Annotated in this window: 31 protein-coding genes; 18 read left to right on the top strand and 13 right to left on the bottom strand. The window is 68.5% G+C overall.

The features are described from left to right. Nucleotides 1–5: 5 nt before the first annotated feature. Nucleotides 6–1,142 (bottom strand): FAD-dependent monooxygenase, encoded by a 1,137-nt coding sequence (locus Ssi02_RS22075; RefSeq protein ID WP_204028562.1) that lies wholly within the window; start codon nucleotides 1,140–1,142, stop codon nucleotides 6–8. 133 nt (nucleotides 1,143–1,275) lie between these two features. Between Ssi02_RS22075 and Ssi02_RS22070 the strand changes: the two genes are divergently transcribed. The 5 genes from Ssi02_RS22070 (at nucleotide 1,276) to Ssi02_RS22050 (ending at nucleotide 3,655) form a co-directional block, all read left to right on the top strand. Continuing rightward, nucleotides 1,276–1,650 (top strand): VOC family protein, encoded by a 375-nt coding sequence (locus Ssi02_RS22070; protein WP_204028561.1) that lies wholly within the window; start codon nucleotides 1,276–1,278, stop codon nucleotides 1,648–1,650. A 5-nt stretch (nucleotides 1,651–1,655) separates the two neighbouring features. Further along, the gene (locus tag Ssi02_RS22065; RefSeq protein ID WP_204028560.1) at nucleotides 1,656–2,000 is read left to right on the top strand and encodes an ArsR/SmtB family transcription factor; all 345 of its coding nucleotides are present in this window, start codon (nucleotides 1,656–1,658) and stop codon (nucleotides 1,998–2,000) included. Further along, nucleotides 1,997–2,458 (top strand): SRPBCC family protein, encoded by a 462-nt coding sequence (locus Ssi02_RS22060; protein ID WP_204028557.1) that lies wholly within the window; start codon nucleotides 1,997–1,999, stop codon nucleotides 2,456–2,458. Before Ssi02_RS22065 ends, Ssi02_RS22060 begins: the two co-directional genes overlap by 4 nt. A 175-nt stretch (nucleotides 2,459–2,633) precedes the next feature. Next, nucleotides 2,634–2,915 (top strand): YciI family protein, encoded by a 282-nt coding sequence (locus Ssi02_RS22055; protein WP_239129336.1) that lies wholly within the window; start codon nucleotides 2,634–2,636, stop codon nucleotides 2,913–2,915. Next, on the top strand, nucleotides 2,912–3,655 hold the full coding sequence (locus Ssi02_RS22050; RefSeq protein ID WP_204028555.1) for a sigma factor: 744 nt from the start codon (nucleotides 2,912–2,914) through the stop codon (nucleotides 3,653–3,655). The genes Ssi02_RS22055 and Ssi02_RS22050 overlap by 4 nt, the downstream gene beginning before the upstream one ends. Here the strand turns inward: Ssi02_RS22050 and Ssi02_RS22045 are convergent. The 3 genes from Ssi02_RS22045 to Ssi02_RS22035 all read right to left on the bottom strand — a co-directional run bounded on the left by Ssi02_RS22045 (nucleotide 3,643) and on the right by Ssi02_RS22035 (nucleotide 6,704). Continuing rightward, nucleotides 3,643–4,647, bottom strand: coding sequence for a prolipoprotein diacylglyceryl transferase family protein (locus Ssi02_RS22045; protein WP_239129334.1), 1,005 nt, complete (start codon nucleotides 4,645–4,647; stop codon nucleotides 3,643–3,645). The genes Ssi02_RS22050 and Ssi02_RS22045 overlap by 13 nt on opposite strands. A gap of 327 nt (nucleotides 4,648–4,974) precedes the next feature. Next, a complete protein-coding gene (locus Ssi02_RS22040; RefSeq protein ID WP_204028553.1) occupies nucleotides 4,975–5,754 on the bottom strand; it encodes a FadR/GntR family transcriptional regulator in 780 nt (259 codons plus the stop codon). Between the two features lie 512 nt (nucleotides 5,755–6,266). Next, nucleotides 6,267–6,704, bottom strand: a complete 438-nt coding sequence (locus Ssi02_RS22035) for a winged helix-turn-helix transcriptional regulator (protein WP_204028551.1) — start codon at nucleotides 6,702–6,704, stop codon at nucleotides 6,267–6,269. Between Ssi02_RS22035 and Ssi02_RS22030 the strand changes: the two genes are divergently transcribed. The 3 genes from Ssi02_RS22030 to Ssi02_RS22020 all read left to right on the top strand — a co-directional run bounded on the left by Ssi02_RS22030 (nucleotide 6,696) and on the right by Ssi02_RS22020 (nucleotide 8,918). After that, the gene (locus Ssi02_RS22030) at nucleotides 6,696–7,187 is read left to right on the top strand and encodes a DUF899 family protein (RefSeq protein WP_239129332.1); all 492 of its coding nucleotides are present in this window, start codon (nucleotides 6,696–6,698) and stop codon (nucleotides 7,185–7,187) included. The two genes, Ssi02_RS22035 and Ssi02_RS22030, sit on opposite strands and share 9 nt — an antisense overlap. Further along, a complete protein-coding gene (locus tag Ssi02_RS22025) occupies nucleotides 7,165–7,371 on the top strand; it encodes a hypothetical protein (protein WP_204028549.1) in 207 nt (68 codons plus the stop codon). The genes Ssi02_RS22030 and Ssi02_RS22025 overlap by 23 nt, the downstream gene beginning before the upstream one ends. A 476-nt stretch (nucleotides 7,372–7,847) precedes the next feature. Then, the gene (locus Ssi02_RS22020; RefSeq protein ID WP_204028547.1) at nucleotides 7,848–8,918 is read left to right on the top strand and encodes a lipocalin-like domain-containing protein; all 1,071 of its coding nucleotides are present in this window, start codon (nucleotides 7,848–7,850) and stop codon (nucleotides 8,916–8,918) included. A gap of 116 nt (nucleotides 8,919–9,034) precedes the next feature. On the opposite strand, the gene Ssi02_RS22015 is transcribed toward Ssi02_RS22020, so the two are convergent. The 5 genes from Ssi02_RS22015 to Ssi02_RS21995 form a co-directional block, all read right to left on the bottom strand. After that, on the bottom strand, nucleotides 9,035–9,448 hold the full coding sequence (locus Ssi02_RS22015; RefSeq protein ID WP_204028545.1) for a MarR family winged helix-turn-helix transcriptional regulator: 414 nt from the start codon (nucleotides 9,446–9,448) through the stop codon (nucleotides 9,035–9,037). A gap of 9 nt (nucleotides 9,449–9,457) precedes the next feature. Continuing rightward, nucleotides 9,458–10,279, bottom strand: a complete 822-nt coding sequence (locus tag Ssi02_RS22010) for a nuclear transport factor 2 family protein (RefSeq protein WP_204028543.1) — start codon at nucleotides 10,277–10,279, stop codon at nucleotides 9,458–9,460. A gap of 227 nt (nucleotides 10,280–10,506) precedes the next feature. Beyond that, nucleotides 10,507–11,364 carry a LysR family transcriptional regulator gene (locus Ssi02_RS22005; RefSeq protein WP_204028541.1) on the bottom strand — a complete coding sequence of 286 codons (858 nt, stop codon included), beginning with the start codon at nucleotides 11,362–11,364 and terminating at the stop codon, nucleotides 10,507–10,509. 410 nt (nucleotides 11,365–11,774) lie between these two features. Then, nucleotides 11,775–12,425: a response regulator gene (locus Ssi02_RS22000; protein ID WP_204028539.1), complete on the bottom strand. Its 651-nt coding sequence runs from the start codon at nucleotides 12,423–12,425 to the stop codon at nucleotides 11,775–11,777. Beyond that, a complete protein-coding gene (locus tag Ssi02_RS21995) occupies nucleotides 12,422–13,528 on the bottom strand; it encodes a sensor histidine kinase (protein ID WP_239129330.1) in 1,107 nt (368 codons plus the stop codon). Before Ssi02_RS21995 ends, Ssi02_RS22000 begins: the two co-directional genes overlap by 4 nt. A gap of 417 nt (nucleotides 13,529–13,945) precedes the next feature. On the opposite strand from Ssi02_RS21995, the gene Ssi02_RS21990 reads away from it, so the two are divergent. Further along, complete coding sequence (locus Ssi02_RS21990) at nucleotides 13,946–14,299, top strand: beta/gamma crystallin domain-containing protein (protein ID WP_204028535.1); 354 nt, start codon at nucleotides 13,946–13,948, stop codon at nucleotides 14,297–14,299. 211 nt (nucleotides 14,300–14,510) lie between these two features. On the opposite strand, the gene Ssi02_RS21985 is transcribed toward Ssi02_RS21990, so the two are convergent. Next, nucleotides 14,511–15,449: an NAD(P)H-binding protein gene (locus Ssi02_RS21985; RefSeq protein WP_204028533.1), complete on the bottom strand. Its 939-nt coding sequence runs from the start codon at nucleotides 15,447–15,449 to the stop codon at nucleotides 14,511–14,513. A 211-nt stretch (nucleotides 15,450–15,660) separates the two neighbouring features. Further along, complete coding sequence (locus Ssi02_RS21980) at nucleotides 15,661–16,200, bottom strand: putative immunity protein (protein ID WP_204028531.1); 540 nt, start codon at nucleotides 16,198–16,200, stop codon at nucleotides 15,661–15,663. Nucleotides 16,201–16,535: 335 nt separating this feature from the next. On the opposite strand from Ssi02_RS21980, the gene Ssi02_RS21975 reads away from it, so the two are divergent. The 4 genes from Ssi02_RS21975 to Ssi02_RS21960 all read left to right on the top strand — a co-directional run bounded on the left by Ssi02_RS21975 (nucleotide 16,536) and on the right by Ssi02_RS21960 (nucleotide 18,781). Further along, nucleotides 16,536–16,928: an ArsR/SmtB family transcription factor gene (locus Ssi02_RS21975; RefSeq protein ID WP_204028529.1), complete on the top strand. Its 393-nt coding sequence runs from the start codon at nucleotides 16,536–16,538 to the stop codon at nucleotides 16,926–16,928. Continuing rightward, nucleotides 16,925–17,626, top strand: a complete 702-nt coding sequence (locus tag Ssi02_RS21970; protein WP_204028527.1) for a cation efflux transmembrane domain-containing protein — start codon at nucleotides 16,925–16,927, stop codon at nucleotides 17,624–17,626. The genes Ssi02_RS21975 and Ssi02_RS21970 overlap by 4 nt, the downstream gene beginning before the upstream one ends. Further along, on the top strand, nucleotides 17,623–17,973 hold the full coding sequence (locus tag Ssi02_RS21965) for a DUF3703 domain-containing protein (RefSeq protein ID WP_204028525.1): 351 nt from the start codon (nucleotides 17,623–17,625) through the stop codon (nucleotides 17,971–17,973). The genes Ssi02_RS21970 and Ssi02_RS21965 overlap by 4 nt, the downstream gene beginning before the upstream one ends. A gap of 166 nt (nucleotides 17,974–18,139) precedes the next feature. Next, entirely contained in the window at nucleotides 18,140–18,781 is a 642-nt protein-coding gene (locus tag Ssi02_RS21960) for a TetR/AcrR family transcriptional regulator (RefSeq protein WP_204028523.1), read from the top strand. A 3-nt stretch (nucleotides 18,782–18,784) separates the two neighbouring features. On the opposite strand, the gene Ssi02_RS21955 is transcribed toward Ssi02_RS21960, so the two are convergent. Continuing rightward, nucleotides 18,785–19,060, bottom strand: a complete 276-nt coding sequence (locus Ssi02_RS21955) for a sigma-70 family RNA polymerase sigma factor family protein (RefSeq protein WP_204028521.1) — start codon at nucleotides 19,058–19,060, stop codon at nucleotides 18,785–18,787. A gap of 64 nt (nucleotides 19,061–19,124) precedes the next feature. Here Ssi02_RS21955 and Ssi02_RS21950 point away from each other — a divergent pair, with 64 nt between their 5' ends. From Ssi02_RS21950 to Ssi02_RS21940, 3 genes are all read left to right on the top strand, one after another. After that, nucleotides 19,125–19,265 (top strand): carboxymuconolactone decarboxylase family protein, encoded by a 141-nt coding sequence (locus Ssi02_RS21950; protein ID WP_204028519.1) that lies wholly within the window; start codon nucleotides 19,125–19,127, stop codon nucleotides 19,263–19,265. Between the two features lie 241 nt (nucleotides 19,266–19,506). Next, on the top strand, nucleotides 19,507–20,610 hold the full coding sequence (gene trpS / locus Ssi02_RS21945) for a tryptophan--tRNA ligase (RefSeq protein WP_239129314.1): 1,104 nt from the start codon (nucleotides 19,507–19,509) through the stop codon (nucleotides 20,608–20,610). A gap of 66 nt (nucleotides 20,611–20,676) precedes the next feature. Beyond that, complete coding sequence (locus Ssi02_RS21940) at nucleotides 20,677–21,318, top strand: LysE family translocator (protein WP_204028515.1); 642 nt, start codon at nucleotides 20,677–20,679, stop codon at nucleotides 21,316–21,318. Nucleotides 21,319–21,320: 2 nt separating this feature from the next. On the opposite strand, the gene Ssi02_RS21935 is transcribed toward Ssi02_RS21940, so the two are convergent. Then, nucleotides 21,321–21,599, bottom strand: a complete 279-nt coding sequence (locus Ssi02_RS21935) for a Rossmann-fold NAD(P)-binding domain-containing protein (protein ID WP_204028513.1) — start codon at nucleotides 21,597–21,599, stop codon at nucleotides 21,321–21,323. A 191-nt stretch (nucleotides 21,600–21,790) separates the two neighbouring features. On the opposite strand from Ssi02_RS21935, the gene Ssi02_RS21930 reads away from it, so the two are divergent. Continuing rightward, nucleotides 21,791–22,177, top strand: coding sequence for a helix-turn-helix domain-containing protein (locus tag Ssi02_RS21930; RefSeq protein ID WP_239129312.1), 387 nt, complete (start codon nucleotides 21,791–21,793; stop codon nucleotides 22,175–22,177). Nucleotides 22,178–22,631: 454 nt separating this feature from the next. Beyond that, nucleotides 22,632–22,772 carry a hypothetical protein gene (locus Ssi02_RS21925; protein ID WP_204028511.1) on the top strand — a complete coding sequence of 47 codons (141 nt, stop codon included), beginning with the start codon at nucleotides 22,632–22,634 and terminating at the stop codon, nucleotides 22,770–22,772. The last annotated feature ends 207 nt before the right edge of the window (nucleotides 22,773–22,979 follow it).

Here is a 22,979-nt window from a genome sequence, read left to right as displayed (position 1 = left end):
GACCTCTATGAGGTGCGCCTGGTGCCGCGCAGCCGGCTGAGGTGGTAATAGAGCCGCGGCGGGACGTGTGGCAGCACTCGGGAGTGACGGTCGCCGAGGAGGGCGATCATCTGGGCGGGCGGCAGCTTGACGTAGCGCGAGAGGTTCTCATACCACTGCGCGCTATAGCGGGCCGCACGCTGCGCGGGCGTGATCGCGGCCTTGCGTCTCTGCTCATAGCGGGCGAGCGCCTGCTGGAGTGAGGTGTCGCCGTGCAGCGCCTTGACCAGCACGGCGGCGTCGCCGAAGGCGAGGGCGGTGCCGGCGCCGACGGAATAGTGCGTGGTGTGCGCGGCGTCGCCGAGTAGCACGAGATTGTCCCGGTGCCATGTGCGGTTGGTCAGAGTGCGGAAATTCCGCCAGTGCACGGGGCCCTGGGCGATCAGCGGGTGGCCGTCCAGCATCTCGGCGAACAGCTTCTCCAGCATGGTCAGCGAATCGGCCTCGTTGGCCTGCTGGAGGCCGAGCCCCTGCCAGGTCTCGGGCGCGCACTCGACCACACAGGTGCTGTGATCGTTGCCGTATGCGTAGCCGTAGCACCAGACCCACCCGTGCGGCGTCTCGGTGAAGGCGAAGGTGAACGCGTCGAAGCCCTTGGTCGTGCCCAGCCAGATATAGGTGTTCCGCCCGGCCTCGACCTCGGTCCCGAAGTGGTCGGCATGGCGATCCCGCAGCGCGCTGCCCGCGCCGTCGCCGACGAGCACGAGATCGACCTCGCCCACCTGCTCCTCGCGCGTGACCTCGCGCTCGAACTCCACCCGTACACCGAGCCCCCGCGCCCGCTCGGTGAGAACGCCGAGCAGCTCGCGCCGCCCGATGCCGTAGCCCCCGTCCCAGTGCCTCGCCTCCACCGGGGCGCCGTCACGCACGCGGGCGACCCAGCGATCCCAGTGAACCGAGTTGTTCTCGATGGCGGTGGCGGAGTCGGGGTCGGCACTGTGCAGGTTGTCGAGCAGCTCCCGCCAGTAGGTCACCCCCCAGCCGTAGGTCGATCCCTCCGGATTCCGCTCATAGACGGTGATGTCATGGGAGGGATTCACCCGTTTCATGAGGATGGAGAAGTAGAGGTTGGCGGGTCCACCGCCGACACATGCGATCTTCACAAGAGCCCCCGATGTTACGCAATGCATTTATCCCATAACGCATAGTAACAGTCGCATGTACGGCAGAGCCCTCGCACTCCGGCGGCAAGGATCGAGATGACAGGTAGGAAAAAACCTATATATAGTGCTGAGCATGAACATCACGCACGCCAAGATCGTCACACTGCCCGTTTCCGACCAGGATCGGGCAAAGGACTTCTACGTCGCCGCACTCGGCTTCGACGTGATCGTCGACCGGCAGATGGGGCCGGTGAGGTGGCTCCAGGTCGCCCCGAAGGGCGCCCAGACCGGGTTCACGCTGGCCACCGCCGAGCAGGGCTTCACCCCCGGCAGTGCGACCGGCATCGTCCTGGAGACGTCCGACCTGGACGCCGACTGCGCCGCGCTGCTGGAGGCGGGCGCCGCCGTACAGGGGCCGACGGACCTGCCCTGGGGACGCCAGGCCACCCTCACCGACCCCGACGGCAACAGCTTCGTGCTCTCCGAGCCCGCCCCCTCGGGCTTTTGACCCCGATGTCCACCATCGAGCGGAGCACCGAGGAGCGGGTGTTCGCCGCCCTGGCCAGCCCGGTGCGCCGGGAGGTGCTGCGAATGCTGCGCGACGAGGGCCCGCAGCCGGTCGCCGAACTCGCCTCCCACTTCGCCATGGCACGCCCGAGCTTCTCCGAACACCTGCGGGTGCTGCGGGAAGCCGGGCTGGTCAGCGAGACCCGGGCGGGCCGGCAGCGGCTTTATCGCCTAGAGGGTGCCCCCTTGTACGAGGTGCAGGAATGGTTGAACCCGTTCGAGCGGTTCTGGCGTGAGCGGCTCGGCGGCCTGCGCGACGTCCTCGACTCGATGGACGACGATGAGCCGTGAGTGAAGACGATCTGACGACCGTCCGGGTCGACCAGTTCCTGGCCCATCCACCGGCGAAGGTGTGGCGGGCGCTGACCGAGCCAGACCTGATCGCCCGGTGGCTGATGCCCGGCGACTTCCGCCTGCAGGTCGGCCACCGCTACACCATGCAGGCCAAAGCCATCCCCGCCACGGGCTTCTCCGGCACCATCCAGGCCGAGGTGCTGGCCTTCGAGCCCGAGCGCATGCTGCGCGTCGGCTGGCGCGACGCCGATCCCGGCAGCCCCGGCAACGCCGACTGGACCATCACCTGGACTCTGGCGCCCGAGGGCCGCGGCACCCGGATCTTCCTCACCCACGCGGGCTTCGACCCCGACAACCCGCTCCAGCAGCGCGCCCGCGACTTCATGGGCAGCGGCTGGCGCTCCACGGTCCTGCGCCGCATCGACGAGGTCCTCCGCGGCCTCGAACCCCGCTGATCGCGTCGGCCGCCGCCCCTGACCCGGACACGGGTACGGCGGGCGGCGGGCGGCGTCGTGCGGGGATCGGTAACCTTTCTCGAAGGCAGCTCGGGAGGTGCGCACACACCTGATTAGGAGGGTGACCATGCCCTAATACGCGATCCTGATCTACGAGAAGGAAACCCCAGGTGGCGTGGCCGACATCCCGCCCGAGGTCATGGAGGCCAACATCGCCGCCGGTGACGAGATCGCCGTGATGGGGGTGAAGGTGCTCCACGAGCACGCCACGCAGCCCAGCCCGACCGCGCGCACGATCCGCAAGGGCGGCCTGGTGACCGACGGCCCGTTCCTGGAGACCAAGGAGGTCATCGCCGGCTTCTTCGTGGTGGAGGCCAAGGACCTCGACCAGGCGGTGGCCGTCGGCAGGCTGCTGCCGATCATGGACGGCGCCGTCGAGGTGCGGCCGCTGCAGTGACCCCGGCCGAGGAGGCGGTGGCCTGGGCGCATCGCCGCGAGTGGGCCGCGCTCATCGCCGCGACCGTACGGATCACCCGTGATCTCGACCTGGCCGAGGAGTGTGTCCAGGACGCCTACATCGCGGCGCTGGACGACTGGGAGCGCGGCGGCGTGCCGGAACGGCCGGGTGCCTGGCTGACCGTCGCGGCCCGCCGCAACGCGCTGCGGGCCTTGCGGCGCGCCGACACCCTGCGCTCGAAGCTGCACCTGCTAGTGGAGCCCGAGGAAGCGGGGCCGGTGGCATACGACGACCGGCTGCGGCTGGTGTTCCTGTGCTGCCATCCCGCGCTGACCCCCGAGGGGCGGGTCGCGCTCACGTTGCGGCTGGTCAGCGGCGTAGCGACGCCCGACATCGCGAGCACGTTCCTGGTCTCGGAGCCGGCCATGGCGGCCCGGATCACGCGGGCCAAGAAGCGGATCGCGGCGGCCGGGATCCCGTTCCGCATGCCGGCACCGGCCGAACCGCCGGCCGCGCTCGACGCAGTACTGAACGTGATCTACCTGACGTTCCTGGGGGTGGCCTGCGGGGCTCGTGCCGTACGGCATGAGCCGGGCAGTCGATCGTGGTCCGGCACATGCCTATCGCGCGCTTGGTCCGAGGTGCGCACAACCAGGCGTTATCTGCCGGCTGTGCTCACTGTCCCGCTACGCGGACACGACGGCCTCCGCGTGTGGCCTGCCGGCATTCAGCGGCTCTGACCTAGTCCGTCCGCAGGGGCGGCGTCGTCGGCCTTGGCCGGGTGCTCATCCGCTTTGTACGCGAGGAACTCTTTCTCGGTGACGGTCAGGAATCCCTTGCCGTCGGGGTTCGGGATGAGGAACTCCTGCACTCCCTTGCGCAGCACAAAATAGGCCAGGGCGCACAGGAAAATCAGAATCGCGACCCAGACGTTGAGCCGCTGGCCGAAGAAGACCAAGGCCTCGTCCGTGCGTATGGTCTCGATCCAGGCGCGGCCCGCGGTGTAAGCCATCACATAAAGCGCGAAGGCGCGGCCTTTGCCGAACTTGTATTTGCGGTCGAGCCAGTAGACCAAACCGGCCACACCGAGGTTCCACACCATCTCGTAGAGGAATGTGGGGTGATAAAGCCCCTCCAGCAGAACGGGCCTGCCGCCGGGGCCGACCGCCGCACTGCCGCCGGACATCACGTGCACTTCAAGGCCCCACGGCAGGTCGGTCCTGCCACCGTAGAGCTCGTTGTTGAACCAGTTGCCCAGGCGGGCGACCACCTGGCCGAGCGGAAGACCCACGGCGATGGAGGCGGCGAGGAGCGAGTAGCTCAACTGCATTTTCCTGCAGGCGATCCAGGCGCCCAGCGCACCGCCGAGAACGGCACCCCAGATGCTCAAGCCGCCTTCCCAGACCTTGAGGGCGCCCACAATGCCCTCACCGCCGGCGCCCCAGTATTTATCCGGAGTGGAGACGACGTGATAAAGGCGGGCGCCCGCGATGCCGAATGGCACCGCCCACACGGCGATATCGAGAGCGGCCTGCGCAGGCGCGCCGCGGCTGCGCATCCGCCTGTCCGTGACAATGCCGGCGACAACGATGCCGGCAATCATGCACAGCGTATAAGCCCGGAGCGGAATCTCGACGAACCCGAGGTTCAAATACCAGACCGCGGTTTCGGGGCTCGGAATGCTGGCAAGTGTCACGGGAGTGAACACTACCGCCAGGTCGTCGGCCGACACATAAACAATCTGCCGAAAGGCCGCAGGGCCGGGTGGCGGAGCCCCGGATCCCCGCCACCCGGCCCCTGGACCAACCGAGTCCGCGCAGAACTTACCTGCTCAGTCATGTGCCCCCGGCCGACCTACTGCCACCTCGTCTCGGCATGCCTGTGGGCTTGGTGAAGGCGACTTTCTCCGGCACGCTCAGCCGTACATCGCCATGCCGTACAGATCCTCAAGCGCTTCGTCGATGGGATGGGGCTGCGGCCTGCCCGTGAAGTCGAGCCTGTTCCACCGCTACATGTTCACCGCGACGGGCATCTGCCGCCCTCGTGGTCCCGAGGGGGGTCAGCGCGGGCTGTGGCGCCGCTTCACGTGCTCCATCATCACCTCGTGGTGGTGGCGCACCGCGGCCAGCGCCGCCTCCTCGTCCCCCTCCTCAAGCGCGTTCATGATCGGCTCGTGAATGGCGATCAGCTTGCCCGCCACGTTGGGCTTGAGCCAGGCGGGGACACGCTCGGTCTGAATCCACGGGTCGTGCTCGTAGCGGATCACCGCCAGATGCACGCTCTCGTAGATCGAGGTGAGGAAGGGATTGCCCGAGCGTCTCACCACCGCGGCGTGGAAGACGGTGTCGGCCGCTATCCACGCCGACGTGCTGCTCCCCACACTCTCCTTCAGCCGGTTGAACGCCACCCGGACCTCGTCGAGGCCGCCGGCGGGCTCACGCCGTATGGCCTCCTGGACACCGATCGACTCCAGCCACAGCCGCAGCTCGGCCAGATCCGCGACCGACTCCCGGTCGAGGTCCAGCATGAGGCTGACCGAGGCGGTGATGATGCGGTCGGGACGGTGCACGACATAGGCCCCCGAACCCGGACGGATCTCGACCAGCCCCATGAGCGACAGGGTGCGCAACGCCTGGCTCACAGTGGGACGGCTTGCACCAAAACGGGCGGCGAGATCGCGCTCGGAGGGAAGCCTGATGTTCTCGGCGAGGTCCTCGCTCACGATGAAGTCGCGGATCTGCTCGGCCACCAGCTCCGACAACCTGCTCACCGTCACCGGGCGGACCGGACCGAGGTCGACGGGACCGGGGCGGCCACGTCCCGTGGTGCCGCTCTTCATCTGGAGGCCCTCCCGCCCGCGGACGCCGCGCGCCCTCCCCCGGCCGCCGCCGCCGACGGCACTCCGCACGCAGTGTGGCCCGGCGAGAACTCCACGTCCACGAGCCCCCCTCGTTCCGAGCGGACTTCCGGTCCGTGACGAACTTGTATGGCGCCGCCGACAGACGGGGAAGCGCGGCTGCCGATTTTCCGGCTTACCATGCAAGCGGCAAAGCCAATTTACCAAAGATGGTCAACGTCGTCGAGTCGTACACCCGCGAACCGACAGGTCACGGGCCCACCATCGGCCACTCCCGCCACACCCACCCGAATGTACGGCACAGCCCGACACCCCTGACGGGGCCATCCGCTCCCTTCTTCCGCCTGGATCGTGTGGCGCTGGAAGCGCCGTCACGGGAAGGTGCGGGCGGGTTGTGTCAGACCGGACTCGGCGCGCCGGCAACGGCGTTGAGGAGCAGCCGCTCGATCGACGGGCTCAGGCTTCGGTATGCCCCGATGTGCTGGTCGACTCGGTTAGGTGCCGGCTGCGTGGTCGAGTGCGGCTGCGTAGGCGGCATCCATTTGCGCCGCGATGGTGGGGCCGCCCGGTGCTGGTTGCCGGCGGGCCTCAGGTCCGAGGTGGATTTCACGGAGTTCGTCCATGAACGCCGCCAAGGCCGGCGGACCGCCGCCGGCGATCACCTCGCCGCGGGCGGCGTATTCCTCGGCCACCGGGAGGTGTCGGGTTCCCCAGGCGCCGAGCTGGGCGAAGACGGGCACCAGCTGGATCGCCGGCTCGGTCAGGCTGTAGATGACCTTCTGCTTGTGCGAGGGATCCTCGGCCTTGGTGAGCAGCCCGTGCTCGACAAGCACGGCGAGCCGGTCGGCGAGGATGTTGGATGAGATCCGCTCGGGACCGATGCCGACGAAGCCTGCCCGGCCTGCTCGTTCTGGATCGACAACGTGGGCCACCTCAACCACCTGCACGCCCGCGACACTTCATTGGCCGCCGTCTCGCGAGCGCCGCTGGACAAGCTCGAGCGCTACAAGCGGCGAATGGGCTGGGCGGTGCCGTGGTACTCATCGCTCGGCAGCAACTTCAACTACGACTTTCACGTCAGCTTCGACGCGTCGATCACGCCGGTCGAATGGAACTACAAGAACTACGCCCAGCTGGTGCGAGAAAACCCGGGCTGGGAGGGGTACACCGGCGAGGAGATGGGCGTGAGTGCCTTCCCTGCGCCGCGGCGATCGCGTCTCCACACCTATTCCTGCTATGGACGCGGCATCGATCTGCTCAACGGCACCTACAACTGGCTCGACCTCACCGCCCGTGGCCGTCAGGAGGACTGGGAACAACCGCCCGGTCGCGGCGACGGCCCTTCCATGAGCTGGCTGCGCCGCCACGACGAATACGATCCCGCCGTCATCGGTGGGGCACACGACCCACAGTGACCACGACGCTCCCATAGCAGCGGACGGCGGGCGTCGTCCGATCACCGAGCCGGCTTGGCCTGGCGGCGGCTCCGCCGGCCAGGCCAAGTACGCCTTCGCCCCGCGAGTGCTCGCCGTACTGGGCCTGGATCTGGTGGTGTTCACGTCGCTGCACGCGGCACTGACCTACATCGTGCCGTTCTGACAGGACGTCACGGGCATGAACGGCGCGACGGTCGGCGTGTACCTCTTCGCCTAAGGTCTGGCCATCGCGGTCCAATGGCAATCGCCGAAAATCCAACGGATGAGACGTGCGACGATCGGGTCCGCTGACTCAGCGCCCTCGGCGGCCGGCGAACCCCAAGCCCCCCGGCGAGCCGTTCAGCGGCTGCACGTGTCGTGCCGTACAAGTCGGAAGCCGCCCCGAACGCCCTGACCGTGGCTGCCTATGCGGCATCGCCCTCCTGGCCGCTTGATCACCACGTGATTGCAGCGAGCTCGACACGCGGCGCCGCACTTGACATTGTTTGCATTACCAACCATTATCCAGTTGTTGGTACTGCAAACCAATGCGCCTGCCAGGAGCGACTCCGCAGCAATGGTGATCATCTGCGGCTTTGCCGGTCGGCTCCGGTAACTGAGCGACGGTCTCGTTCACCCCTGACGCAAGGAGAAATCCGCATGCCCGCAATCCCGGCCAAGGGCCGAACCGTAGTCCTGGTCATGGCTTTGGCGCTCTGCACGTTCGCCGCCTCTTCGGCCCAGGCGGCTTCGCAGTCCGGGACACCGGCCGCCCGCTCTGCCACCTCGGGGATCCCTGGCGTGGTCGATCCTGCGGCCGACCTGGGACGGCACGTGCCCGGGCCCCAGTCGACCTGGTTCGACTCGATTTACTTCACCAGTTCGGTGAAGGCCAACGGTCAGGATTTCGGTCTTCAGGTCCACACGCGCATCATCCCGAACAGGGACCAGGCCGCCTACCGCTGGACGTTCTCGGTGATCAACAAGACCACCGGGTGGTACAAGGACTACGCCGCGATGGTCGAACCGAAGGACTACCGGTGGAGCCAGGGCAAGCTCGACATCAAGGCGCCGGGGTTCAGCTGGACGGGTGACTCCGCCCGCCAGTCGGTGCAGGTCGAGACGCCCTGGGGTTCTCTCGATGTCCAGCTGGCGCCCACCGGCCCCGCCATGAACTACGCCTCGACCGGCGTTTTCCACCTGGTCGACGGCGTGCCGAACTACCAGTTCGCCCTCCCGGAGATGCGCACGTCCGGAACACTCGTCCTCGACGGCAAGAAACACAAGATCGCAGGCACCTCCTGGCTGGACAGGCAATGGGGTGAGATGCCGCCGTCGCTGACACGGTGGACGTGGATGAACTTCAGCATGCCCAACGGCGACAAGGTCGCCCTCTGGGACACCGTCGGCACCAAATCCAAGGACAGCTGGGCGACGGTCCTCCGCCCCGACGGCTCCTACGAAGTGGTCGACGTGGAGCCGCTCGCGCCGGGCGTCTCCCGGCGGTGGACCAGCCCGGCCACCGGCCAGACCTATCCCACGCGTTGGCGCATCCGCATCCCCTCCCTGCACTCCGAGCTCGACGTGCAGGTCACCGGGAATCCGGACCAGGAGATCGAAACTCCCGACGGGAGCGGCTACCTGGAGGCCACGGTGGCTTTCACCGGCAAGTACAAGGGCAAGAAGGTCCGCGGTGAGAACTACGTCGAGATGACCGGCGAGTGGAAATGAGATGACCGGGGAGTAAAACCCCTGATCACCGCGGCGAAAGCCGTCCTCGGCTGACGCGATACGGCATCACCCCGGGATCGAACACCGATCCCGGGGTGAACCTTTGGGAGACCGCCTCAGCCGGGAGAGTGCAGGGCAGTGTGCAGCAGCTGGACGAGCCGATCGCGGTCTTGCGGGTCGAGCCGGTTGATCGCGGGTGCCAGTGCGCGTCGGACTTCGCCGTACACCTGCTCCGCCAGTTCCAGGCCGGCGGGGGTGAGGAACACATCGACGACACGGAGGTCTTGGGGGTTTTTGCCCCTGGCCACCAGCCCTCGGCGTTCGGCACGGTCGATGAGGCCGGACAGGGTTGATTTGTCCAGGCCGAGGAACGCCGCGAGCTCGGTCATGCGCGGGCGGCGGTCGCGGAGGATGCCGAGGACCCGCAGCTGGGTGAGTGAGAGGTCGCGCTCGGCTCCGATGCGGGTGAGCACGCCCGCCACCTCGAAGGTGCTGCGCACGAGGGCATCCACGAGGGCGTCGGAAGTCATGTGCCTACGCTACTCGCCATATTTTGTATTACAAACTACTTTCCTGGTGTCGAGTGTGCCGTCACAGGATGCAAAAGGCGGGGTCGTCGGGGTTGAGCTCGGCCGGCAGGTCGTCAACCCGGCCCTCCGCCGGCCTTCTGCGCCAGTGCCGCCTCGCGTTCGAGTGAGATATCCCGCAGGAGCGGTGTTCTGGTAGAACGAACGCTTTCTGGTGATCTTTCCGTTCGTCACGTCGACCAGCTCGAGAACGGTCATCCTCCACGGCTTGCCGTGGATATCGGTGCCACTGTTCGTGGCCACTACCACGCGAGTGGGACCCTCGGCGATGAGCTCGTCAATGCTGATGGCTCGGATGTCCAACCCGGTCGGCTCGTACATCCGGTGCCGCGCTAGCCCGATGGCGGCTCCCCTGTAGACGCCGCTGTAGCGGGTGCTGGTGTTACTGGGCACGGCGTTCTTCATGACCATCCCGTTGACCAGATTGTGGCCGACCGCATTCCCGCCCGACCCATTGAGGAGGGCCGAGCTCGGCAACCGGGTCACGGTCGGACCGCCACCGCCGACGTCGCCGGTTGGTCGGAGTCGTTGCCCCCGGATGGGTTCAGGTCTTACGGCGCGCCAGGCGTCCGCCACAGGTCCCAGGTGTCCGAGCTTGTCGGGGTTGTTCACCGTACGGATCGTCTGGATCTGTCCGTCGAGGATGTCGAGCGCCCAGGTGTTGAGGACCTTGCCGTCACGGTCGCGGAAGATCGCGCCTGGCTGGCCGTTCACCTGGTGCGGCTCCACCGTGCCGCCGATCCGCATGAACAACGGGATGAACGCGGCGAGCACCCGGGCCACCTCTTCGGCACCAAGGAAGCGGTCGGCCCACTGCGGGGCCTTGCCGCCACTGTCGCCGACCAGCTGGACGTCGGCGGCCAGTAGCTCGGCCAGACTGTCGACGTCCCCGTCCCGGAAGGCGTCGAGGAATCGTCCGGCGAGTTTGTCGCGCTCTTAACGGTCGGTTTCGAACCGGGGCCTGCCCGCCTCCATGTGGCGGCGCGCCCGCGTCGCGGCAACTAAGGCAAGGCGTCGAGAAAAGCCCGCACCTGGGGGCGGCTGTCGCCCTCGCGCCAGGCGATCGCCAGCTCCGCCGGGGGCAGCCCGGTCACCGGCCGGTAGGCCAGGCCGGGCCGGCTGTAGAGCGCGGTGTTGCCCTCCGCGAGCAGCGCCACGCCGCAGCCGCCGCTGATCGCCTCGAATGTCTCGTCCGGCGTGCTCGCCGTCGCCACGACGACCGGGGGATCGTCCCTGGCGTCCATGCCGAGCCAGAAGTCGCGCAGCGCCCCGGCGGTGCGCGGCAGCGCTACGAACGGCTCGTCACGTAGCGCCGTGAACGGGATCTCGGCCTCGGACGCCAGCGGATGCCACTCGGCCATCGCGACGAACCGGCGCTCCACCGCCAGCACCCGGGTGGCCAGGCCCGGGAGTGTGGGCAGCCAGAGGAAGGCGACGTCGGACCCGCCGTCGGTGAGCCCGCCGCTCGGGTCCGTCCAGTTGAGGTGCAGCGATACCTTCCAGCCGGGCATCGCGGCTCTGAAACCGCGTAGCGCCGCCTGCTGGATGCCCCGGCCGACAGCCGTCTGCAGGCCGACGACGAGCGTGCCGCTCAGTGCCGACGCCCGCGCCGCCTCGACCCCGGAGTCCCACCGCGTCAGCGTTTCGCGGGCGAACGGCAGCAGCGTCTCGCCCTGCTCTGTCAGCGCCATTCCCGCATGAACCCGGTCGAACAACGCGAATCCCAGTCGGCGTTCCAGCGTCCGCAGTTGCTTGGACAACGCCGGCTGCGACACGAACAGCCGCTGAGCGGCCCGGGTGACGTTGAGCTCCTCGGCCACGGCCACGAAGTAGCGGAGCTCCCGCAGGTTCACATCCACGACAAACCGCTATCCGCGTCTCTCAAGTGCCGTCATGTCGCCCATCGCCCAGAGCCTAACTCCCGCTTGTCGATCACGCGCTCACGTGGCTGTGCCGTACGGCGGAGCCATGCGAGGCCATAGCCAACGGTTATGGCGACAGGTCTTGGACCGCCGTACGGCACGGGCCCGATGATCCATGCCATGAGAAATCGTGAACTCGCCAAATTGTCGGTGTCGCCGATCGGCTTCGGCGCGATGGTGGTCTCCCCTGGCGTCTACGGATCCGTCGACGACCGGCAAGGAGAGGCGGCGATCAACGCGGCGCTGGACGCGGGGGTCACCCACGTGGACACCAGCGACAACTACCGGCAGTTCGCATCGATCAGGCTCTGTCCAGGCTGCAGATCGCCGGGGGAAGCTTGTTGTGGCTATTCAGCCGGGCCCATCAGGCGGCTCTCCCACGCCCACGCCGCGATCTCGATCCGGTTGCGCAGCCCGAGTTTGGCCTGGATGCCCGACGCGTGTCCCTTCACCGTGCTCAGTGCGAGGAACAACTCGTCGGCGATCTGCTGGTTGGTGTGTCCCCGGGCGATCGCCCGGGCGACCTCCACCTCCCGCGCAGTGAGAAGCCGCGCGGACGGATGGATCCCGCCCCGAGCCTCGGCGGCGGCGAGGCGGCGCAGCAGCCGCAACGTGATCGACGGCGAGATGAGCGCGTCACCCGCGTACGCGGCTCGCACCGCCTCGACCAGCAGGCTCGGGCCCGCGTCCTTCAGCACGAACCCGGCGGCGCCGCAGCGCAACGCCCCGTAGACGTATTCGTCAAGGTCGAAGGTGGTGACCATGACCACCTTCTGCCGGGTCTCGGCCAATGCGCGGGCCACCTCGATCCCGTCGAGGCGCGGCATTTGCACGTCCACAAGGCACACGTCGGGGCGGGTACGGCGGGCCTGCTCGATCGCCTCGACACCGTCGCCCGCCTCGGCCACCACCGCGATGTCGGGTTGATCCTCAAGGATGATCCGCAGGCTGGCCCGGATCATCGCCTGGTCGTCGGCCAGCAGCACCCGGATGCTCACCGCCGTCCCCTCCTGCCCATGGGGATGGTGGCGCGTATGGACCAGCCGTATTCGGGACGGGGGCCCGCGGACAGGGAGCCGCCGAGGGCGTCGAGGCGTTCGCGCATGCCGTTGAGCCCGTATCCGGCCTGGTGGGCGGCGGTCTGCGGGGCGTCGTCCTCGACGACCACCGTGACGGTGTCCCTCTCCTGGGTGACGCCGATGGTGACAAGGCGGGAGTTTCCGGCGTGCCGCAGAACGTTGGTCAGCGACTCGCGTACGACCCGGTAGACGGTGCCGCTCACCTCGGGCGGCCAGCTCGACGGATCGGCGTCCAGCCGCAGCCGCGCCCGCCTGCCGTGGCTTTCGAAGCCCTCGATTAGCTCGCTGAGCCGTACACGACCGTCCGGGACCGGGGTGGTGTCGCGCAGGAGGCCGACCAGGCGGCGGGTCGCGGCCAGGGCCTCCGAGCCCGCGGTCTCGATGTCGGCGAAGGATGCGGGTGCTCTATCCGGGTGCTTGCGGGTGACGAGCCGGCCCGCCTGGGCCTGGAGCACAATGCTGGTGACGTGGTGGGCGACGACGTCGTGCAGTTCCCTGGCGAGTTCGAGGCGTTCGGCGCGGCGCAGCCGCTCGGCCGCCGCCCGGCGACGGGCGGTCAGCAGGCGACGGCCGAGCCCTGACGCCATCCCGCCGAGCCAGGCGACCCCGGCCAGCACCGGCACACCGGAGCCGTTGCCCGCCACGAAACTCCCCGCCACCACGGCCGGCCCCGCGGCGGCCACGGCGCCTGCCGCGCGGACGGGCAGTGTCCGGACCGCGGAGCCGGTGAGCACCGCGAGGCCGAGGGAGGCGGCGGGGCCGGGTTCGGCGGGCAGGCCGAGAAGGTGGGCTATGGGGACGGCGAGCCCGGCGACGGTCAGGCCGGCCGCCGCGGTCCACAGCGGGTTGCGGTGCCGTACCAGCGCGAGCACGCACACCACCGCGCCGACGAGCGCGCCGGACAACCAGTAGCCGTGCCCCCAGCTCCCGGCGACCTCCCACGCCTGGAAGGCGACGGCCCCCGCGAACACGCCACCCAGCCCGACGTCAGCCGCCGCCTTGAGCCGATCGGGAACATGCACGGCCATCAGGCTAGGGAGTGCACCCCGCTGAGCTGTACCAGCCGAAAGTACTGTTCCAGCCCACCACGCCGTCATATCGTCCGCTGCCGGAAGGCCGGTGCCGCGGCCCACAGGCCTGCGCCACCACCGTATGAACCGGGCATCAGAAGCTGGTGAGCGGTGGAGGTGAACAGGTCTCCGCCGTGCTTGAGGAGTGCCGCTGCCACCTACCCGAGCACTACACCTGGCGGTGGGCGGATCCGTTCCTCCTCTGATTGGGGAGAGGCACCACCGCAGGAGTGATGTTACTTTGGGTTATCGAGCAACTCCGGAACGTAGTCAGCCGGTCGTTGGCCCGGCGATGCACCGTTCCGTCAGGACGTGACGTCACCAACAGGGCCGGGGCCGTGTGCGCCGGTCTCCGCAGGAGGAGAGTCCGTGATCTCGAAGAGCAAGAAGAACGCCCGTTCCGCGGCCGTGGCGCTCGCGGCAGCCGCCGCCTTCACCATCGCCATGCCGGGCGGCACGGCCTTCGCCATCGACCACATCCAATGCGTTGGCGGCGAGAACTTCCTGAAGATCTGGTCGCACCTCAACGGCCGCCACAGCGTCGACTGCTACGCCAACCGCGGGAAGACCAACTTCGGCGGCTGGTGGGTCGACCGGATCTCCACAGGCAACAACGACGTGATCTACTACGACGCCAACGGCGACTCGGTGAGGATCGATCGCTGGCGCGACATCAGCTTCCCCAACCGCCCTCCGAAGGTCGTCGCCATCCAGATCCTGTGACACGTTGACCCGCCGCCGGTCACGCCCCCGCAGGCGTGACCGGCGGCGGGGCACGGGCGCGTTTCGCGCCTACCGCGACGCCCGCGGCGCCCAGATGGGGGCCCAGGCCATTGTCCGCCGTCCCCTGCCTGGCAAGGAATGACACCGCCACGCGGCGAACTGGATATGTGCCAGGCGGCATTGCGTGGTGGTGCCGACCAGTCACGGACGCCTAAGCCGGGTCGGCACTCGCCTGCGCGGTGAACCGGTTCAGATGTCCGCGCACATATTCCTCGACGCTCATGGCCCGGTGCCCGGTCAGCCGCTCGACGTCGCCGGTGGAGCGGTCGTAGCGGTTCTCCTGGTGCAGCCGGGCCATGGTGGACAAATGCTGCTGGACGTGGGGGTTCAGCCCCGATTGCGCGAGCCGGTCGGCCCACTGGGCCAGTGCTATGCGCTCGGCGGCGATATGCCGTCCAAGGCCTCTGCCGTACGCTTCCGCGAGCTGCCGCAGGTCCAGCGCCTCGGGCCCCGTCAGCTCATACACACCACCGAGGTGCGCGCCGGGTGAGAGCAGAACGGCGGTGACGGCGTCCGCCACGTCGCGCGCGGCCACCGGCGAGGTGCGGCCGTCGCCGAACGGCAAAGCCAGCGCGTCGCGCTGCCGTACGGTGGCCGCGGCGAGCTGGTTGAACAGCGGGTTCTCCAGGAAGACGGTGGGCCGGATGTGCACGGCCGGCACGCCCGACCAGTCGATGACGTGCTCGGCCAGGAAGTGCAGCCGCTGCTGCCGGGACTCCCCGCTGCCGGCCGGCGTCATCTGCGAGACCGTCATCTGCGACATGTTCACCAGCACCTCGATGCCGGGCAGGCCGCGGGCCGCGAGCACCAGCACGGTGGTGGCCTCGAGGTATCGCTCCGACACCCCCATGCTGAAGAACACCCTGCCCACTTGATCGAGGGCGGCGGCGACGTGGCGAGGGTCGGTCAGGTCACCGGCGATCACGTCGGCGCCAAGGGCTCGTAGCTGCTCGGCCCGCTCGTCCTCATGATGCACGGTCGCGAGCACGGCCTGGCCGCGGGCCAGCAGCCGCTCGACGACGAGACGGGCCACACCGCCGACTCCGCCTCCGGCGGCGGCGGTCACCAGGTGGAGGGGCGCATCGGGCATCGGATCCTCCTCCGTTCGTCTGATGTCTCAGATGTCCCGGGGACTCGTCGATGTCGGCGGCGAATGCGTCCGCGTGCCGACGGAGGAAACCGTGGGCGGTGCCGCGCAGCACCCACGGCCCTCACCTGAATTCTACGTAACCCGCCGTCAACGAGCCGCTCGACGTGGCAGTCATGCTGCGGAAAGCACGCCGACGGGAGATTGCCGCAGGTCAGCGGAGTGCCGTGTCCAGCCGGCGGATTAGTTCTCCGAGTCGCCCGCCGCCGGCTGGGGCGGCCGGGTAGCGCCGCAGGACGTTCACCACGACGGGGTGCGCGAGGGGATGCAACTGCGTGATGTGGCCGGCTCCGACGGTGGGGTCGTCTCCGGCGGAGAGCTCGAATGCCAGTGCTGCATAGGCGGCCGATCCGAGGATGTGTCTGACCTGGGTGGCCTTCGCCAGGGGATGGAGGAAGGCCGCGCCGCAGGTGTGGGCGGCGGCGCGGGCGGCGGCGCTCGCCACGGCCTGTCCCGCGTCGCGGGTTTCCTGGGCCGCGCGGTGTGCGGCCCACGCGTTGTCGCGCAGCACCTTGGTCCGCGCGGCTCCGTCCGCGAACACCTGTGCGGCATCGATGGCGGCCCGTGGGCGCGGGTCGTCAGGGCGTTCACGCTCGTAGAGCGCCAGCGCGGGCCTGGCGCACGCCACCGCGTAGCCGGTTACCTCGCGAAGTTCGGCCAGGCTGAGTTCGATCGTCAAGGAGTCATCCGCCATGGCGCCGTCCTTCGATTAGGGGCACAGACACTTCAACTTTATCGTTGAAGATCGGACTTTAAAGTTTGGCGATGCTCTCTGCTGTTCGATGGAGACGAACCTTCAAAACGTACGGAAATCCGCGGCGATGCCGTTCACCAGGCGGCACTCGGGGATTCGCCGCCGTGCGATTCCTCCCGCGTCAACGGCGAGGGTTGGTCGCCGCTCCGCCCGCATGCTCCCGTGATTGGTCACCTGGCGGCCACCTGACGCGGACCCCTTCGAACGGCCACCGGTATGGCTTCCGCCGTACGGAGGGCTGTCATTGCATAAGCAAATCGCGCTATCATCGCCATATGGCGATTGATTCAGGAGGCGGACGCTGCGTCAGTGCGGACATCACCGCCGGGGTCTCCCCCGCGGCGGCGCTGTTCCACTCCCTGGCCGACGAGACCCGATTGCGCATCGTGCAGCGCCTGGCCCGGGGTGAGGCGCGCGTGGTGGATCTGACCGGCGAGCTCGGGCTCGCCCAGTCCACGGTCTCCAAGCACCTGGCCTGCCTGCGCGACTGCGGCCTGATCGACTACCGCCCCGAGGGACGCCAGTCCTTCTACTCACTGACCCGGCCCGAGCTGATCGACCTGATGGCCTCGGCCGAGCAACTGCTGGCCGCCACCGGCCACGCCGTGGCCCTGTGCCCCATCCACGGCCCGGAGGCCCTCGGCCCGCAAGAGGGCATGGTGTCGTGATCACACTGCACCCGGCCGCCCCGGCCCGCAGGGTGGTGCTGCGGCGCAGGATCCGGCTGCTGGTCGCCGGCACCATCGCCTACAACGTCGTCGAGGCGGCGGTCGCCATCACCGCCGGGGCCGCCGCGTCCTCGGCGGCACTCATCGGCTTCGGCCTGGACTCGGTGGTCGAGGTCGCCTCCGCCGCCGCCGTGGCCTGGCAGTTCTCCGCCGCCGACCACGAACGCCGCGAGAAGGCCGCGCTCCACGTCATCGCGCTGTCCTTCTTCGGGCTGGCCGCCTACGTCACCGTCGACGCCGTGCGCGCCCTGCTCGGCTCCGGTGAGGCCGCCCCCTCCACGCCCGGCCTCATCCTGGCGGCCCTGTCCCTGGTCGTCATGCCGTTCCTGTCCTATGCACAGCGCCGCACCGGCCGCGAACTCGGCTCCGCCTCCGCGGTGGCCGACTCCAAGCAGACGCTGCTGTGCACCTATCTGTCGGGCGTGCTGCTCGCGGGGCTGGCGCTCAACGGCATGTTCGGCTGGTCGTGGGCCGACCCGATCGCCGCGCTGATCATCGCCGCCGTCGCGGTCAAGGAAGGCCGCGACGCCTGGCGCGGCGACACCTGCTGCACGCTCCCCGACGCCGCCGAACCATCCGCGCCGTACGGCACAGCCGGCACAACCTGCTGCTCGACCACTGAGGAGAACCCCCGATGACCGGCCGCCCCATGCCCATCCGTGTCCGCGCCGCCTATTGCGCCGAGATGCGCGCCGCCCGCACCGCGGCCGACCCCGAGGCGCGCTGGCGGCATCTGGAGCGCGCGCACATCATCTCCCAGCCCTGGCCCTGGCCGCACACCCGCAATCACATCGCCATGTTCGCTCTCGCCGTACGGCAACGCGATCGGCGCGAAGCGTTCGGGCAGGTCGTACGGATCATCGTGGCCGCACCCGGCAGCGCCCTGGGGCGTTACCCCGAGGGCAACACCGGCCGCGCCGGCGTGGGCCTTACCGAGCCCATGCCGATGCCCGCCGACCTCGCCGAACTGCTGCAGACCGCCTGATCCGTAGAGCCCGCCGCTGGAGGCGAGGCGCGGACTGCTGATTTCGCCCTGGAGAGTGCAGGACGTGCTTCCCGGCGCCGTCATCACCGCCGCTATCCTCGCTCTTGGCGCCATCGCGGTCCGCCCGGCCCTCCTCCGCCGCACCCACACTGGAGTCTGAACCGTCATGCCCCGACAAGTCGGCACCCGTGCCCGCGCTCGTGACGAGTTCGCCCGGCTCCTCACCGTGCACGGCTATCTCGGTGTCTCTCTCGACGAGATAGCCAAGAACGTGAACGTGAAGCAGGCCAGCCTCTATTACCACTTCCCCGGCGGGAAGCTGGGGCTGTTCCTGGAGGTGGCCCACCACTACATCGAGGAGACCTCCGCCACGCTACGCGGCGCTCTGGAGACCGAGGGCGGCCTGCGTGACCGGCTGCTCGCCCTCGCCGGCACATATGCGCTGGGCACCTGCAACTCTCCGCTCGGCGATCAGATCTACTACGCCACCCGCCACCTTGACGAGGCGCAGCGGGCCGAGGTCTCGCATGCCTACGTGCAGCGCCTGATCGCGCCGGTCACCGAGCTGATGGCCCGGGCGGTGGAGAGTGGCGAGCTGCAGGCTGCCGATCCCGGTTTCCTGGCGACGGCGTTCATGGAGCTCGCCGGCACGCTTCAGCCCATGCCCGAGGATGTCGCGATGCCGCCGGTCGAGCGCGCCTCCCTGCCCCCCGCCGGCCGGCGGGCATGCGACGTCGTCGACCTCTTCCTGCACGGGGCGGGCACACCGGACCCGGCCGCGGACCCGGAGGGGGCTGCGGCGGCTTGAGGATCAGCCGGGCAGGTCCAGCGACGCCAGCCTGGCCGGGTCGATCACGATGGTGATGCCGATGATCCGGCCGCCGGCGACAATGAACGCGGCCACCGAGACCGGCGTGCCGTCCTCGAGCCACGACATGATCCCCGGCAGGCCGTTGACGAGCACCGCGCGCCCGCCCACCGCCGCATTGGCGCCCAGGCGCGCTCCGGTGGCCACCTCGGTGGCGCCGAGCGTGACGGCCACACCGCCGGCCGATTCGATGGTCAACCTCACCTCGGGGTCGAGCACTCGCAGCAACCCCTCGAAGTCCCCGAGGCGGGCCGCCGCCCGGATCCAGGACGGCGGAGCCGGTGTGACCGACGAGATCTGGGATGCCGCCGCCGCCCACTTGGACGAGAAGCAGCTGTCCTCGATCACCTTGAACATCGCGCTGACCAACTTCTTCAACCGGATCAACCGTACGAACAGGGAGCAGGCCGGCAAGACCTGGTGAACAGAGCGGGGCGTCATCCTTTCCCGCGAGGAATGACGCCCCGGTCCCCGGTTGCACGGACCCGCTGAGGGGCCCTTATACTTGTGGCATGCATTGTTCGTCGTGCCGGAACTGGTGGCGCTTCTCGTAGAAGCGGCCATTTATCAGCATGACCGGGCCGTTCAAATGGACGGCCCTTTTTGTGTTTCCCGGACCGGGGGGAGCCGTCCTGACGTCGGCCCCGACCGACCAGGAGACAATCGTGACCACAATCCCGGATATCGCCACCCTCGCCGGTGAAGCCGCAGCCGAGACTTCAGGCACAGCCACCGCGCGAGCACGCAGTGCCGTACTCGAAACCCTTATTCAGCGGGATCCCGGACGGTTTCGCATTCTGACCGGGGATCGCCCGACCGGGCGGCTCCACCTGGGCCACTATTTCGGCACCCTGCACAACCGGGTTCGTCTCCAGAACCTCGGGGTGGAGACGTTCGTCATCATCGCGGACTACCAGGTCCTGACCGATCGTGACGCAGCCGAAAATTTGCCGGAGTACGTCGAGGATCTCGTCCTGGATTACCTTGCCATCGGCGTGGACCCGGCCCGCAGCACGATCTTCGCGCATAGCGCGGTGCCCGCCCTCAATCAGTTGCTCCTGCCGTTTCTCAGCCTGGTCTCCGTCGCCGAGCTGAGCCGCAACCCCACGGTCAAGGACGAGATCGCCCATTCACGGCAGTCCTCGGTCAGCGGCCTGATGTTCACCTACCCCGCCCACCAGGCCGCCGACATCCTGTTCTGCAAGGCCAACCTCGTACCGGCCGGCCAGGACCAGCTCCCCCACCTCGAACTGACCCGTACCGTCGCCCGCCGCTTCAACGATCGGTACGGCGGCGCCACGCCGGTGTTCCCCGAACCGGAGGTCCTGCTGTCGAACGCGCCGCTGTTGCTTGGGACCGACGGCGTCAAGATGAGCAAGAGCCGGGGCAACGCCGTCACCCTGGCCGCCGACGCCGACGAGACCGCACGGTTGATCCGGGGAGCGAAGACCGACTCCGAGCGGCACATCACCTATGACCCGGCGAACCGCCCCGAGGTCTCCTCCCTCGTCCTGCTGGCCGCCCTCTGTCAGGGCCGCACCGCGCAGGAGGTCGCCGCCGGCATCGGCTCCGGCGGGGCCGCCGCGCTGAAGAGGACCGTCACCGAGGCGGTCAACGACCATCTCGCACCGATACGTGCGCGCCGCGCGGAATATGGACGAGACCGCACCTATCTCCGGCAGATCTTGCGAGACGGCAATGAGCGGGCCAACGCCGTCGCCGACGCCACGCTCACCCAGGTACGGTCCGCCATGAACAGTAACTACTAATTTTTTTGCGATTTGCCACGGGAAATGCGTTGAACAGGCGATATGCAGACAATCATGATGAGCCGCATGGATCTCATTTTCTCGCTGCCTGCCTTCGCCCTCGCCGTGGTGCTGATCTCCGCCTCACCGGGCCCGGCGATGGCGCTGATCCTGCGCCGCGCCGCCCTGCACGGTTTCTCCGGCGCGGTGCCCACGGTGCTGGGTCTGGAGGCAGGCCTGTACTTATGGGCGTTACTCGCCGCCACCGGGCTCGCCGCACTGGTGGCCGCCTCGGAGATCGCCTACCTGATCCTGCGTGTGCTGGGAGGAGGCTTTCTGCTGTACCTCGGGTTCAAGGCCTGGCGCACGGCGTGGCGCGACCGGAGCCCGGAGGCGCCGGCCGAGGAGCCAGAGCCCGGCCCGTCGTTGTCCTGGTGGAAGGCGTTCGGCGAAGGGGCGGTAGTGATGCTGGCCAACCCGAAGGCCGCCGCTTTCATGATCGCCTTCTATCCCCAGTTCGTGCCCGCCGACCGGCCGCTGTTCGCCACGACCGCATTGCTCGCCGTGATCCAGGTGGCGATCGAGATCGTCCTGTATCTGGCGCTCGCGGCCGTGGTGGGCCGGGCCGGGGCGTGGTTCCGCCGCCCGGCGATCCGGCGCCGGCTGGAAGCGGTCAGCGGCACGGTCCTCGTCGCCTTGGGAGTGCGCATGGTGACCGAGAGCCGCTGACGCTACACCTGGGAGAAGGCGGCGCGGTGGGCGGCGGCCCACTGGCGGAAGGTCCGTGGCGGTGCGCCCGTCGCCTCCTCCACGGTGGGATAGATCAGGGACTCGTCGAGGGTTCCGGCGCTGTAGAAGCTGAAGAACGCCTCGATGTACCTCTCCGACACACATCGCGCCATGTCGGCCCTGGCCTCCTCGTCGGACTGCGCGTGAAAGCGCAGGTAACGCCCGAGCACCTCGGCCAGCACGGCGAGCCGCGGTCTTCTCGTTCTGGGTGAAGACCGCACCCCCCTTGGCGTCGTCACTCATGGGGAGCACGCTAACGGCAAACCCTGACAGGTCCTGGTCATCGTCATACGATTCTTTTCCCCGAACTCGTTCAGGGAGCCGGTGGCGCTTAGGCCGACATGGTGGTAGACGAACGCACCCGGCTCTGACCGAAAACCGGCGCTAACCCTCGGGGTAGAAGAGGAACAACGTGCAGCCCGTCGTCGTCTGCGGGACGTGTGAGCTGCCTGCGGGGGCGTGGATGAAGGAACCCGCAACGCTCGCGCCGCTGCTGGAGTGGATCAACGAGCGACTCGGCGAACCGGTGACCGTCGAGAGCCTGGCCGCGCACGCGGGCATCTCGCCACGCACCCTGGCCCGGCGCTTCGCCGATCAACTCGGCACCAGCCCCGGGCAGTGGCTACTAGCCCAGCGGATCGCCACGGCCCGGGACCTGCTGGCATCCTCCGACCTCCCGCTGGACGCCGTTGCCCGCCGCGTCGGCCTCTCCTCGGCCACCAACCTCCGCAGACGGTTCCTCACCATCGTGGGCACAACACCGGGCGCCTACCGCAGGGCGTTTCGCGACAGGTCATGAGATTCACCTACAGAGCATGGTGGCCAGGGAACAGCCAGGTCGAGGCCGGGTCGGATGGATAGCTGCCCGTTGAGTTACGTATGCAGAATGCCACTTTGGCCGTACGGAGCAACCTGGACGGTGGGTTGTACATGGAAGAGGGTACTTCCACAAAAGATCCTCCTAGTGGGCCCTCCGCTCCCGAACGTGGCCCCAGCCCCAAAGTAGCTATGTGAAACATCACGATTGCGGTTCGTGGTCGTCACGGGTGGGTGAATGGAGCTGATTGGCCTGGGTTTCTGCTTGATCGTGTTGGTGTCGGAGGCGGTCGGGTGGAGGGCGGTTCGGGTGCGTCGGGAGTGGGAAAGCCACCCGCAACCCGCGGCAGCTGGGCCGCGAGGAGATCTACCAACTCGCCGGCTACCTGCTGCTCGACTACGACGACCTCTACCGCATCAACCGCGTCGGCCTGTATTTGTCCCGCCAAGGCGCCCTGATCACCTGGGACGTCCAGGAGTTCCTGCACCGGCTCGGTGCACGCATACCGCTCGCGCAACTGCGCGGCACGCTGCGCACCCACCTGCACAACGCGGCCAGGAGCGAGGGCACAGCCTGAACCACACCGGCTGGGACGCCGCGGGGAAGATGGCCTCCCGAACTCATCCGAACCCGCCACTGGCGATCACCCGGCAACCAGCGACTCACCATCGTCGGTGATTCCAAGCACCGTCACCTCAACTGGTCCGGCGCGCTTGCCCTCTCACTTCGGCAGACAGCCATGACGGGACTTTTCGTTCCGCTGTTCTCTGACCCCCGAGACCGC

It is taken from the genome of Sinosporangium siamense, from assembly GCF_016863435.1.
Taxonomy (GTDB): Bacteria; Actinomycetota; Actinomycetes; order Streptosporangiales; family Streptosporangiaceae; genus Sinosporangium; species Sinosporangium siamense.
This window is presented reverse-complemented; position numbering and strand designations above follow the sequence as displayed.

What these genes read in the sequence shown, in the direction of transcription:
- Ssi02_RS22070 (WP_204028561.1), top strand. Translation starts at nt 1,276, where the DNA reads ATGAACATCACGCACGCCAAGATCGTCACACTGCCCGTTTCCGACCAG.
- Ssi02_RS22065 (WP_204028560.1), top strand. Translation starts at nt 1,656, where the DNA reads ATGTCCACCATCGAGCGGAGCACCGAGGAGCGGGTGTTCGCCGCCCTG.
- Ssi02_RS22040 (WP_204028553.1), bottom strand. Translation starts at nt 5,754, where the DNA reads ATGAAGAGCGGCACCACGGGACGTGGCCGCCCCGGTCCCGTCGACCTC.
- Ssi02_RS22020 (WP_204028547.1), top strand. Translation starts at nt 7,848, where the DNA reads ATGCCCGCAATCCCGGCCAAGGGCCGAACCGTAGTCCTGGTCATGGCT.
- Ssi02_RS22015 (WP_204028545.1), bottom strand. Translation starts at nt 9,448, where the DNA reads ATGACTTCCGACGCCCTCGTGGATGCCCTCGTGCGCAGCACCTTCGAG.
- Ssi02_RS21985 (WP_204028533.1), bottom strand. Translation starts at nt 15,449, where the DNA reads ATGCCCGATGCGCCCCTCCACCTGGTGACCGCCGCCGCCGGAGGCGGA.
- Ssi02_RS21980 (WP_204028531.1), bottom strand. Translation starts at nt 16,200, where the DNA reads ATGGCGGATGACTCCTTGACGATCGAACTCAGCCTGGCCGAACTTCGC.
- Ssi02_RS21975 (WP_204028529.1), top strand. Translation starts at nt 16,536, where the DNA reads ATGGCGATTGATTCAGGAGGCGGACGCTGCGTCAGTGCGGACATCACC.
- Ssi02_RS21965 (WP_204028525.1), top strand. Translation starts at nt 17,623, where the DNA reads ATGACCGGCCGCCCCATGCCCATCCGTGTCCGCGCCGCCTATTGCGCC.
- Ssi02_RS21960 (WP_204028523.1), top strand. Translation starts at nt 18,140, where the DNA reads ATGCCCCGACAAGTCGGCACCCGTGCCCGCGCTCGTGACGAGTTCGCC.
- Ssi02_RS21940 (WP_204028515.1), top strand. Translation starts at nt 20,677, where the DNA reads ATGGATCTCATTTTCTCGCTGCCTGCCTTCGCCCTCGCCGTGGTGCTG.